A 281-nucleotide genomic window follows, 5' to 3' on the forward strand; every position below is an offset into this window, starting at 1 on the left:
CGGGGCCGCGAGCGCCCTGATCGTCGCGGTCGGCACGGGCGTCGGCGCCGGGCTGATCCTCGACGGCCGCGCGGCGCGCGGCGCCCATCACGTGGCGGGCGAGATCGCGCACCTTCCGACACCCGGGGCCGAGCATCTGCGCTGCCCCTGCGGTCGCCGCGGTCACCTGGAGGCGATCGGCTCCGGCATCGGCATGCACCGGCACTTCCTGTCGCTCGGCGGCGACCCCACGATCCGCGACGCCCGCGGTGTCGCGACCGCGGCCGCCGCCGGAGACCCCG

At 78.6% G+C, this 281-nt stretch carries 1 protein-coding gene; it reads left to right on the forward strand.

Annotated features, from left to right (window positions below):
- On the forward strand, window positions 1–281 hold a 281-nt coding region (locus DW309_RS17935), incomplete at both ends, for an ROK family protein (protein WP_136046145.1).

The organism is Microbacterium sp. K41 (assembly GCF_004794395.1).
Taxonomy (GTDB): domain Bacteria; phylum Actinomycetota; class Actinomycetes; order Actinomycetales; family Microbacteriaceae; genus Microbacterium; species Microbacterium sufflavum.